Origin of the sequence: Chryseobacterium sp. MYb264 (assembly GCF_035974275.1) — a bacterium.
GTDB lineage: Bacteria > Bacteroidota > Bacteroidia > Flavobacteriales > Weeksellaceae > Chryseobacterium.
The window spans coordinates 3,568,500-3,581,309 of record NZ_CP142422.1 but is presented as its reverse complement, the minus strand read 5'-3'; the positions used below and the strand labels follow the sequence as shown (position 1 = coordinate 3,581,309).

The following is a 12,810-nucleotide window of genomic DNA, read 5'->3' as shown; positions in this document are numbered from 1 at the left end:
AATCCGAAACTTATTCTGTTTCGGATTTTTCTTTATTCTTAAATATACCTTTCAGAAAACCTTTCTTTTCTTTTTCCTCTTCAACGGGTTTTGGCTGATCTTTTTTAGTCTTTATCTCCTGCTTCAATTCATTTACAGACTGCTTCATATCCTTCACCGCAGCAACCGTATTCTCAACCTTTTTCTTGGTTTTATCAACATTGATACCAATAAGGGTCTGTTTCAATCCCTGTTCAATTCCCTTCCAGAAAAGATTAAAGAATGATTTTGTAGGATCTCTTTCCACATCTTCAACCGTTACAGATTGAGGCAGCCCTCCGGAATCAGATTTCACGAGCAGATTGGCAACAGCCGTCAGAAAACCTTTTTTCTCCCGATTATTTTTATCCAGAATCGCCACTTTCAGATCCTTATGTTTAAGCGCAAAAGTTCCGTTCAGACCTTTAGGATTTCCTTTAAAATTAAAAAGCATCTCCTGAATGGTTCCTGTTGCCGTCACGTGTAAATACGGACGAATAAAAGGATTAATTTCCGCTGCAGGAAGATTGGCAGCCCTCCCCGAAATATTAAAAACATCGCTGGTGTTTGCCACGTCAAAATTCCAGTTAACAGACAGTGGCGCCTGATCCATAAATGAACAATTGATTTTTATGTCAACACGCGTAGGTTTTCCTTTCGTCTTGGCAGAATTTAAATTTTTAACATTCATATTAAAATTACTGAATGTCAGTTTCCCTGGTCCCGCACTTTTAGGCGTATCTTCCTCATAAACCAAAATCGAGTTTTTCAGGTTCAGAGTATTAACAAACAAAGGAATTTTTATAGAGCGTAACATTCGGGAATACAAAGGTTTTTCCTTGGGATCGTCATTCGGGATCTTGCTCCGGAAAATATTCGCATCTGCAGACTCAATGGTCACATTTGTAGCATTAATAAACTTATTTTGCGAAAAAAGTTCCCAGTTTCCGTCTGCCGAAATCCGGTTTGCTTTTAAATCATATAAATCTCTTTCCACAGGGATCATTTTGATAAACTGAGCTCTCGAAACGAGAGGCTTCATCGCAAATTGATCGATCTGAACTTTATGTTTATTAAGCGTTAAAAGTCCGACACTCAAATTATAGAACTTTGTTTTGTAAGCAAAATTTTTCGTCGTCAGAAAATAGTCTTTTACGTTGATGGTATGCCCATGATTATTGGGCCTAGGTTGAATGTCAACATCATTAATTGTTGCATTTAAATCATTAAATACCAAGGGTTCACTTCCTTTGTCGTAAGTAATATTTGAATTTTTTAAAGAAACTTTTCGCACCAAAATAGAATTAATCACATTTTCTTTCGGTGTTTTCTTGATTTTGTTTTCTCCCGCTTTGATAATTCCATTGGCGTTGTCCACCAAAACATCTTTGATATCAAGATTTAATTTTTTATCGATGAATTCAAGGCTATTGATATTAAAAGCGGCCAGATTTACCTTTAAACCACTTGCTTTTTTTCCCGGATCATCGACGTCCGGAGTTACAGAAATATTTCGCAATTCTCCCCTTTTAGGATTTAAAGTCACGCTTCCAATATTGAAATTCTGTTGATTAGAATATAAAATCTCTTTCCCTGAAAACTGAAAACTTTTATATCCTACGGGAATCACCTGTGAAGATGTTTCTTTATCAAATGTTAACTGATTAATGACAAGATCCAGATCCTTCGCAAATAACATTTTATCCCCGCTCGGTTTCACCATCTGAACAACCGCATTGTTAAGTTTTACCTGATCTAAGTTCACCTCAAAATTCAATGGTTTTGAAGATTTTTTTTCAGGAACAGCATTCGTATTATAAACGGTTATCAGCGGATTTTCGAAATTGGCATTCGTAAGGGAAACTTTATTTTTTTCCAGTACAATATCCTTAAACTCCATTTTCTGAACATGAAACTGAAAAAGTTTTGTTTTTTTAGGATAAAATCTTTTAAACTGATCTAAGGTCAGCAACGGCGTCAGCTTGAAATTATCAATCACAACTTGTCCGTTGGTAGTTTTTATTGAATGAACCGTTACAGCATATATATTATCCGGCCGAAAGAAAAAGTTTTCCCCCTGAATATCGTATTTATCAAAAACCACAGGAAGTTTTTCCTCTACAGATTCTTCTGTCATCTGAAGATTTTCAACAAATAAATTCAGCTGCTGAACCGAGAGAAATTCCTGTTTTGTGGGCTTAAAAATGGTGATTGTTCCTTCTGTTATTCTGATATTTTCAAATAAAACAGGATTGGTTTTTTTAGCACTTTTGGCATCAGCAGGTTTTGCTAAAATAATATTTAAATGAGGTTTCACCAATCGCAGATCGGTAGAACTGATCCGCTTATTAAAAACAGCATCATAAATTCCAAAACGGCTGATCTTTAATGTATCAATCGTCCCCTGCAAACCAATAACGTTGACATTCTGAGGATTCTTACTGTTGACACTGATTGCGGAAGCCAAGATATTTCCTGAAATCAGATCCACCTCCAACGTTTTGTAAGAGACTTTATAATCTGTATTGTTCTTGATGTAATTGGGGAGCTGGGTCTTGAGCCAAATATTCAGTCCGAAGTTTGCCAGCAACAGAATTCCTAATAAGCCGGCAAAACCGATTAAAATTTTTTTAACCCATTTTTTCATTTTTGCGATTTGGTTTAATTTATATTAAATATAAGATTAATTTTTTACATTAAACTCAATCACATACCCTTCATGTCCTCTTACATTAATAAAATTACTACCATCGAATTGCAGATACTGTCCTTTAATACCTGTTAACTTCCCGGTAAATTCCGGTTTTTTATCCAAAGTAAAAGAACTTACTTTTTCAGGTTTTTCATAAGGATAATCGAACCTCCAGAGTTCTTCGCCTTCACTGTAGAACTGCTGGAAATCTTCCGGAAAATATTCTTTTATTTTTTGTTGAAAATCTGCCAGATCTACTTCATCTTCAAAATCATCCTGAAGCATTTTTCTCCAGTTGGTTTTATCAGCCAGATGTTCTTTTAAGGCAACTTCTATCATTCCGGCTTCATACCGATTCTCTGTTCTAGCAATAGGTAAAGCGAAAGTGGCGCCCTGATCGATCCATCGTGTAGGAATCTGTGTATTTCTCGTCACCCCAACTTTTACATCTCCCGTATAGGCCAAATACACGGTGTGCGGCTGCAGCTGGATTTGCTTTTCAACCTCAAGATCACGCTCTGCAATTCCCAAATGCGCCGTAGAAAGTTCAGGACGAATAATGGTATCACTTGCATAAGGGCTTTCAAAAAAGCAGCTTTTACAAAATCCCATTCTGTAAATAGGTTTATTTTCACCGCAATTTACACATTGAAAACCTGTGTGTTTTATCGTTAATTCTTTTCCCAAAAGCTCATTCATATGAATAAGATCACCTGAAAGATTAAGATAATATTGAATCGGCTCATCATTGAAGCTCGTCATTTTTAAAATTTGCCCTTGAAACTGCATAAAATAGATACTTGATTAAAAAATAAAGGTTAAAGACGAAGAAAAACTGAGGCGAATGCTAAGGAGCAATGCCAATATTCCATCTTTTATATATTAATTCAAATGTAAGATTATATTTTCAAAAAGTAAATGTATATTTTTGTATTACTAAAAAATCACGAATGATTTATCTTGTAACAGGAGGAAGCGGATTTATTGGTTCTCACTTAGTAGAACAATTATTAAAAAAAGGACATTCTGTCATAAACGTTGACAATTTTGATGATTTCTATAATTATCAGGTAAAAATTAAGAATACTTTAGAATCAATTGGAAAAAATTCGGATTTTGAATTTTCTGATAAAGTAGATGATATCCATCAACTGATTTCAATTTCAGCATCAGAGAATTACACTTTGTATTATCAGGACATCCGTGATAAAAAAGGGCTAGAACAAATATTTAAAAATCATAAGATTGATTTAATTATTCATCTTGCAGCGCTTGCCGGCGTTCGGCCTTCCATTGAAAGACCTTTGGAATATGAAGAAGTAAATGTCCGCGGAACGATGAACCTTTGGGAGCTGAGCAAAGATTTTGGTATTAAAAAATTCGTTTGTGCATCATCTTCAAGTGTTTACGGAAACAACGAAAAAATTCCGTTTGCAGAAACAGATAATGTAGACAATCCTATTTCACCGTACGCTGCTACCAAAAAATGTGGTGAAATTTTAGGTCATGTTTATCATGATTTATATAAAATTGATATGATCCAGCTTAGGTTCTTCACAGTGTACGGACCGAGACAAAGACCTGATCTTGCGATTCACAAATTCACAAAATTAATCTCTGAAAACCAGGAAATCCCTTTCTATGGTGACGGAACAACGGCCAGAGATTATACCTATATTGATGATATTATTGACGGAATTACGAAATCGATCCAATATCTGGAAAATAATTCCAATGTTTATGAAATCATTAATTTAGGAGAAAGCCAGGTTATTAATTTAAATGAAATGCTTTCTACCATAGAAAATACTCTAGGAAAATCTGCCATTAGAAAAAATCTGCCAATGCAGCCCGGCGATGTCCTGAAAACCAATGCCGATATTACCAAAGCTAAGACATTAATTGGCTATAAACCTGACACCAACTTCCAAAATGGCATAAAAAAATTTGTGGAATGGTTTTTGAGAAAATGACATCGAGTAGGTCTGCAGCGCAGTGATAATGCTTCCTGTGGCGTACGATGAACAAAAATTAATAAAAAGAATTGAAAATCAGGTGTAAAAAAGCATATAATATAAGCTATTTTTATACTTTTGCAAAAAATTAGAAAATTATGTACTGGACATTAGAATTAGCTTCTTACTTAAGTGACGCACCTTGGCCAATGACAAAGTCTGAACTTATCGACTATGCGATCAGAACTGGTGCACCAATGGAAGTGGTAGAAAATCTTCAGGCGATCGAAGATGAAGGAGAAATCTATGATGCAATCGACGAAATCTGGAGTGACTATCCTACGGACGAAGATTATCTTTGGAACGAAGACGAGTATTAATAGCACTTGGCTGATGGCTTAGCGCTATTGGCCAATATTTTTAAATTAACAATAAGGCAATTCGCCAAAAGCAGATTGCCAAAAGCAAATATTTATGAGTTTTTTAAACAAAGTTCTAAAAGGGTTTTTGGGAGACAAGAAAGCGCAGGACCTAAAAGAAGTAAAAAAAGTTGTAACAAAAATCAAAGCTGTTGAACCGGGAATTCAGCAATTGTCTGATGATGGTTTAAGAGAGAAAACTGCTGAGTTTAAAGAAAATATTAAATCTGCAACCAGTAAAATCACAGCTCAAATAGAACAGATCCAGGAGCAGATAAAAAATTCTAAGAACGTAGACGAAAAAGAAGCTCTTTTCACGAAAATTGAGGGGCTTAAAAAAGAGTCTTACGAAATCGAAGAAAAAGTACTCCTTCAAATTCTTCCTGAAGTATTTGCTTTAGTAAAAGAAACGGCAAGAAGATGGGCTCAGAATGGTGAGATCAGAATCAAAGCAAGCGATTGGGACAGACAATTGGCGGCTGCGGGTAAAGATTTCGTGGAAATTCAGGGGGATCAGGCTGTTTGGAAAAACTCATGGGATGCTGCCGGAACACCCGTAAACTGGGATATGGTGCATTACGATGTTCAGTTTATCGGAGGTATTATTCTTCACAGCGGAAAAATTGCCGAGATGGCAACCGGGGAAGGTAAAACTTTGGTAGGAACATTGCCAATTTTCTTAAATGCACTTCCTGCAAGAGGAGTTCACGTGGTAACGGTGAATGACTACCTTGCAAAAAGAGACTCGGCGTGGATGGGTCCATTATATCAATTCCACGGAATGAGCATCGATTGTATCGATAATCACCAGCCGAACTCAGACGGAAGAAGAAAAGCATACAATTCAGACATTACTTATGGTACAAATAACGAATTCGGTTTCGATTATTTGAGAGATAACATGGTAACTTCACCTTCAGAACTGGTACAAAGAGAACTCAACTTTGCGATCGTGGATGAGGTTGACTCTGTTTTGGTAGATGATGCAAGAACACCTTTGATTATTTCTGGTCCAGTTCCACAAGGAGACAGACAGGAATTTGATGTTCTAAAACCTTCTATCGACAGAATTGTTGAAGTTCAGAAAAAAACAGTTTCTGCAATCTTTAATGAAGCTAAAAAGCTAATCGGTGCAGGAAACACAAAAGAAGGAGGATTCAAATTGCTTCAGGCTTACAGAGGTCTTCCTAAAAACAGACAATTAATTAAATTCTTATCGGAAAGCGGAAACCGTGCATTGCTTCAGAAAGTTGAGGCTCAATACATGCAGGACAACAACCGTGACATGCCAATTGTAGATAAAGATCTTTATTTCGTCATCGAAGAGAAGAACAATCAGGTTGACTTGACAGATAAAGGGGTTGAATACATGTCTCAAGGAAATGAAGACAACAACTTCTTCGTACTTCCTGATATCGGAACTGAAATCGCAGAATTGGAGGCTAAAAATTTATCTAAAGAAGAAGAATTCGAAGCTAAAGAAAGACTTTTCTCTGATTTTGCTGAAAAATCTGAAAGAGTTCACACGATGAGTCAATTATTGAAAGCATATACATTATTCGAAAAAGATGATGAATATGTAGTAATTGATGGTGAAGTAAAAATCGTTGACGAGCAAACAGGTCGTATCATGGAAGGAAGACGTTATTCTGACGGTCTTCACCAAGCGATCGAAGCAAAAGAAAACGTAAAAATCGAAGCGGCAACTCAGACTTTTGCAACGGTTACACTACAGAACTATTTCCGTATGTACAACAAGCTTGCGGGGATGACGGGTACTGCAGAGACAGAAGCGGGCGAGCTTTGGGAAATCTACAAATTAGACGTAGTGGTCATTCCTACCAACCGTCAGATTTTAAGACATGACAGACAGGATTTAGTTTTCAAAACTAACAGAGAAAAATATAACGCTGTAATCGAGGAAATTGAAAAATTAACTGCTGCAGGAAGACCTGTTTTGGTGGGTACAACTTCAGTTGAAATTTCTCAATTATTATCAAAAGCACTTCAATTAAGAAAAATTAATCACCAGGTTCTTAACGCGAAACTTCACAAAAAAGAAGCAGAAATCGTCGCTGGAGCAGGTCAGCCGGGAGTGGTTACAATCGCAACCAACATGGCAGGTCGTGGTACGGATATTAAGCTTTCTAAAGAAGTAAAAGAATCCGGAGGTTTAGCGATTATTGGTACAGAAAGACACGATTCTAGACGTGTTGACAGACAGTTGAGAGGTAGAGCGGGACGTCAGGGAGATCCGGGAAGTTCTCAGTTCTATGTTTCTTTGGAAGATAATTTGATGCGTTTATTCGGTTCTGAAAGAATTGCTAAAATGATGGACAGAATGGGGCATAAAGATGGTGAAGTAATTCAGCATTCTATGATCTCTAAATCTATCGAAAGAGCGCAGAAAAAAGTAGAAGAAAACAACTTCGGAACAAGAAAGAGACTTCTTGAATACGATGACGTAATGAACAAACAGCGTGACGTAATCTACAAGAGAAGAAAGAACGCTTTGTTCGGAGATCACCTGAAGTATGATATTACAAACATGATCTTTGATGTTGCCAATTCTATCGTTGCGAAAGGAAAAGCTACAGGAAACTATAAAGATTTTGAATACGAGATCATCAAGACTTTTACGATGGAATCTCCTGTTTCTCAAAACGACTTCAACAATAAAAATGTTCAGGATTTAACGAATATTTTATTTAAAGCTGCTCAGGAAGACTACAATATGAAACTGAACTTATTGAAAGAGAAATCATTCCCTATTATTGAGAATGTGTATCAAAATCAAGGTTCAATGTTCAAAATGATTCAGGTTCCTTTTACAGACGGTCATAAAACAATGACTATCGTGGCAGATCTTAAAGAAGCTTACGAAACGCAGTGTGAAAGTTTAATTAATGATTTTGAAAAGAATATCACTTTATCTATCATTGATGAAAACTGGAAACTTCACCTTCGTGAAATGGATGATTTAAGAAGATCCTCTCAAGGTGCTGTTTACGAACAGAAAGATCCGTTGGTGATTTACAAACAAGAATCTTTCCACTTATTCAGTGAAATGATCGACAAATTAAACAAAGAAATTATTTCATTCTTATATAAAGGAGAAATTCCTGCATAAGTTTTAAATTAATTTAAACCATATAAAACCGCTTCAATACTACTTGGAGCGGTTTTTTGTTATTCACTGTATAACATTTATATGATAAATATCAATTTCATTTCTAATTTAGAATAATTAAAAACAATATATTTGCAGAAAATTTGACTTTCATGAAAAATGTACTGATCTGTGCCTCTTTGTTGGGTTCTATGCTCACTTTTGCCCAGGAAAAAAAGGATACTGTTAATTCTAAAAATATAGAAGAAGTGATCATCAATAGAATGGTGAAAAAACTAGATACAGAATCTTCCAACAAAATGCCAGTGAAATTCATAGAAAATCCACAAGTTTATTCATCTATCGATAAAGGGATTTTAGAAAATGAAAACATTTTTACAGTGGATGATGCCTACAGAAACGTAACAGGTTTACAGAAAATGTGGAACCCTACAGGAAGAGCCGGAGATGGAGGTTCTTTCTTCGTTTTGAGAGGTTTTCCTTCGCAGGCTTCTACAAGAAATGGTGTAGTGGCTCCCGTTACCTCTACAATTGATGCCATAAATGTGGAGACATTAGAATTCCTAAAAGGTCCTGTGGGAACGCTTTACGGAAGTACAGTAGCATCTTATGGTGGTCTTATTAACAGAGTTACCAAAAAACCACAGTCCCACTTCTTTGGTGCAGTTTCAGCTTCTGCAGGAAGTTACAATACGTACAGAACAACGGCAGATATTAATGCTCCCATTACAAAAGACTTACTTTTCCGTGTAAATACGGCCTATACAAATGAAGGAAACTTCACAAAAACCGACGCGAAAAATCAATACACCACATTTGCACCGAGCTTGACTTGGAATGTTTCCGACAAAGTTCAGTTGAATGTTGATTATGAATTATTCGATAACCGAGTAACGGCAAACCCTTACTTCTTCTATCTTTCTCCTAAAACATTGAACGGAATTGATAATATGAAAGATTTGGAAAAAGCGGCAGGCTTGAATTATAAAGAATCTTACACCGGAAATGATTTGTACATGACGGCGAGAAACTCCAATGTTTTTGGAAACGCAAAATGGAAAATCAACGATAATATTACCTCAAATACTTATATTAATAATTCTGATTCTTATTCAGACGGTTACAATCCTTATTTTTCGGTTGCTTATGATGCTGCATCTTCTTCTTATAATGTTGCAAGAGCAGATCAATCCACCAATGGCAGCAAAAAATCTTGGTTCCAAATTCAACAAAACTTCAACTTTAATTATGATTTTTCCAACGGAATGAAAAACAAAACGGTTGTTGGTTTTGATTATATGAGAACTACAGAGCGATTGAAATACAAATATCTGAACGGTAATTTTGATACAGTAGCAGCTTCAGGTGCAGATTATTCAGGAATGAATAACGCGGCTTTGTCTGCAATGTATGCAGATGCAGGTAAATTTTCAACTTACGATTATTTAAGAGATTTGAATACCTATTCAGGATATATTTCCAACTTATTTACTCCGATTGCGAACTTGCACATTATGGCAGGACTTCGTTATGAAAACAACGATTTCTTGGGAGGAATGGCTGGACCAAATGCAGAGAAAGCATTCAACCAGTCTGCATTTTCTCCAAAAGCAGGTATTGTTTACGAAATTGTAAAAGATAAATTCTCAGTTTTCGGAAATTACCAAAACTCATTCAAATCAAACGGATATTACACTTCTGATACAGCCGGAAATACCACTTTATCAGATGCTGAAAGAGGCAATCAGTTTGAAGGAGGTTTAAAAGCAAGTTTATTCAACAACAGATTCAATGCAACGGTTTCTTACTATAATATTAAAGTGAAAAACCAATTGCTTTACACCGGAGAATATGCCCCAAATTTTGTTTCAGTTCAAAAACAGGCGGCTTCTACATTGAGTAAAGGTTTTGAATTGGAAGTTAATGCATACTTAGTAAAAGGTTTCTCTTTAGTCGGAGGTTTGGCTTACAACGATACCGTGGATGAAGGTACAGGTTTAAGACCAACAACAGCAGGTTCTTTCTGGAATGCAAATTTCAACCTGGCATATCAATTTGTTGACGGAAAAATAAAAGGTCTTGGTTTCGGATTTGGAGGAAATTATGCGAGTGATAATAATGTAACAGGAGATTTCATTTTACCAAAATATTTCGTTTTGAATGCCAATGCATTTTACGATGCAAAGAAGTTCAGAATCGGAGTTAAGGTTGATAATTTCACCAACGAGCATTATTGGACAGGATATTCTACAGCGAATCCGCAAAAACTGGCCAACTTCTTAGGAACAATCGCTTATAAATTCTAAAAATTAAATATATCTCTTATACCCCATGAAGAAAATTATCATTGGTGCTGCTTTGCTTACAACCGTTTTGTCTTTTGCCCAAGAAAAAGATACTGTAAAATCTTCTAATATTGAAGAGGTTGTTGTCAGCGGGAAATATTACAAAAAATATGTAGAAAAAGAAGGTTCTTCTTCTATGCGACTTGACGAAGCTTTAATTAAAATACCTCAAAATATTTCAATTATTACAGCCAGGGCATTAGAAGATCAGCAGGTAACCACTTTGAGCGACGGTGTTTTGAGAAACGTGGCAGGAGCTCAGAGATTAGAGCACTGGGGAGATATGTATACGAGAGTAAACATGAGAGGTTCCAGAGCTGCAGCATTCATGAATGGGGTAAACGTTACCTCTAACTGGGGACCTCTAAGTGAAGATATGTCTTTCGTAGATCATATCGAATTCATTAAAGGACCATCAGGATTCTTAATGTCAAACGGAGAGCCAAGTGGTATTTATAATATTGTTACCAAAAAACCAACCGGGCAAGCGCTGAATGGAACGGCAAGAGTAACACTTGGAAGCTACAATATGTACAGAGGTGAGGCAGATATTGATTCTAAAATCACGGATAAAGTAGCTTTCAGACTGAACTTAATGGCTCAGAACAGAAACAGTTTCAGAGACTATGAATTCAATGACAGATATATCATTAATCCTTCATTAAAAGTAAATCTTACTGACAAAACAACTTTAACAGCTGAATATATCTACCAAAAGGCAAAAATGTCAGAGGTAGGTTCTGCTTATGTTTTCAGCTATGACGGGTATGCAACGAGACCTCAAAGCTATACGCAAACAGATCCGGGAATTGAACCTACGAAAGTTGACAATAATACCGTAAATATCAATTTACAGCATAAATTCAACGAAAACTGGAAACTGACTTCCCAATTAACGTATGTGAATGAATACACGATGGGAAGCAACCTTTGGCCAAGCAGTTTTGAAGGAAACTATATGATCCGTCGTTTAGGATATTGGGAAGGCGATAATACCATGAAATTTGGTCAGGTTTTCTTAAACGGTTCTGTAAAAACAGGTGTTGTTTCTCATAAAATCTTAGCTGGCTTGGATTTGGGAAGCAAAAAATATATGGCGGACTGGTCTCAGGGATATAATCTTGATAAATTTAATGCTGACGGAGATTACAGAGCTCCAACAGCAACAGATCCAGGAAATACAGTTGCCGATTACAGGTATTGGTATAATCTGAATACAAATAATTATGATATCAACGGTACTGGAGCGTACTATGGTCCTAATAATTCAAGCACTTATAAACCTTTCGACAAAAGTACTCCTCTTTCTGTAAGAGCAGGATCTGGAAGTTCTATTGAGCAAAATTATACAGGTCTATATTTGCAGGATGAATTAGGATTTTTCAATGATGCTTTAAGAGTAACATTAGCAGCTCGTTATACGAACGTTAAGGAAGTAAACTACGGAACGAAATCTGAAGCAGACAAAATAACGCCTCGTGTGGGTATTAGTTATTCTATTGACGAAAATCTATCCGTTTATGGTTTATATGATCAGTCATTTGTTCCTCAGGCTGCTGTTTTCAGAGATGGAAGCACAGTAAAGCCAATTACCGGAAACAATATGGAAATTGGGGTGAAAAAAGACTGGTTCGGAGGAAAATGGAATACGACCTTCTCTGCATATAATATCATTAAAAACAATGCTACAGTGAGTGATCCAACTAACGCTCCAGGCGAACCGTTTTCAATTCTTCTGGGTAAGACCAGAGTTCAGGGAGTCGAATTTGATTTAAAAGGAGAGATCACCAGAGGATTTAATGTGATCTTCAACTATGCATTTACAGAGAACAAAGTAACAGAATCTAATGATCCGGTAAATAATCCAGTAGGAATGAAAGTTCCGGGTTATGCAAAACATACGGCTAACGGTTGGTTAAACTATACATTTACAGATAATATTTTAGAAGGTTTCGGGCTAAGCTTTGGAGGAACTTACCTTGCGGGAAGAAGCAGCTGGAATTGGGCTAATACAGGTAACCAACAAAATATGGGTGATTATGTAAAATTCGATGCGGGTGCTTCTTGGGAAAATACAAAATTCCGAGTAGGTCTGAATGTATTTAATGTATTCAACAGATATTTATACTCTGGTTCTCCATACGGAAGCTACTACTATTACCAGGCAGAAGCTCCAAGAAACTTCAGACTTTCAATAGGATATAAATTTTAAATAATTAAAAGCTAACCTCCTCAGGGGTTAGCTTTTCGA

Annotated in this window: 7 protein-coding genes; 5 read left to right on the top strand and 2 right to left on the bottom strand. The window is 36.2% G+C overall.

Annotation, left to right across the window (positions count from 1 at the left end; all coding sequences use genetic code 11):
• Positions 1–10: 10 nt before the first annotated feature.
• Both VUJ46_RS15530 and VUJ46_RS15525 read right to left on the bottom strand, forming a co-directional pair.
• Positions 11–2,665 (bottom strand): hypothetical protein, encoded by a 2,655-nt coding sequence (locus tag VUJ46_RS15530; RefSeq protein ID WP_326981641.1) that lies wholly within the window; start codon positions 2,663–2,665, stop codon positions 11–13.
• A gap of 36 nt (positions 2,666–2,701) precedes the next feature.
• The gene (locus VUJ46_RS15525) at positions 2,702–3,499 is read right to left on the bottom strand and encodes a DUF2797 domain-containing protein (RefSeq protein WP_326981640.1); all 798 of its coding nucleotides are present in this window, start codon (positions 3,497–3,499) and stop codon (positions 2,702–2,704) included.
• Positions 3,500–3,660: 161 nt separating this feature from the next.
• On the opposite strand from VUJ46_RS15525, the gene VUJ46_RS15520 reads away from it, so the two are divergent.
• The 5 genes from VUJ46_RS15520 (at position 3,661) to VUJ46_RS15500 (ending at position 12,771) form a co-directional block, all read left to right on the top strand.
• Positions 3,661–4,683: a GDP-mannose 4,6-dehydratase gene (locus VUJ46_RS15520; RefSeq protein WP_326981639.1), complete on the top strand. Its 1,023-nt coding sequence runs from the start codon at positions 3,661–3,663 to the stop codon at positions 4,681–4,683.
• Between the two features lie 140 nt (positions 4,684–4,823).
• Positions 4,824–5,045, top strand: coding sequence for a DUF2795 domain-containing protein (locus VUJ46_RS15515; RefSeq protein WP_047399050.1), 222 nt, complete (start codon positions 4,824–4,826; stop codon positions 5,043–5,045).
• A gap of 94 nt (positions 5,046–5,139) precedes the next feature.
• Positions 5,140–8,214, top strand: coding sequence for a preprotein translocase subunit SecA (gene secA, locus VUJ46_RS15510; RefSeq protein ID WP_326981638.1), 3,075 nt, complete (start codon positions 5,140–5,142; stop codon positions 8,212–8,214).
• A gap of 152 nt (positions 8,215–8,366) precedes the next feature.
• Positions 8,367–10,520 (top strand): TonB-dependent siderophore receptor, encoded by a 2,154-nt coding sequence (locus VUJ46_RS15505; RefSeq protein WP_326981637.1) that lies wholly within the window; start codon positions 8,367–8,369, stop codon positions 10,518–10,520.
• Positions 10,521–10,545: 25 nt separating this feature from the next.
• Positions 10,546–12,771, top strand: a complete 2,226-nt coding sequence (locus tag VUJ46_RS15500; protein WP_326981636.1) for a TonB-dependent siderophore receptor — start codon at positions 10,546–10,548, stop codon at positions 12,769–12,771.
• Positions 12,772–12,810: the final 39 nt, after the last annotated feature.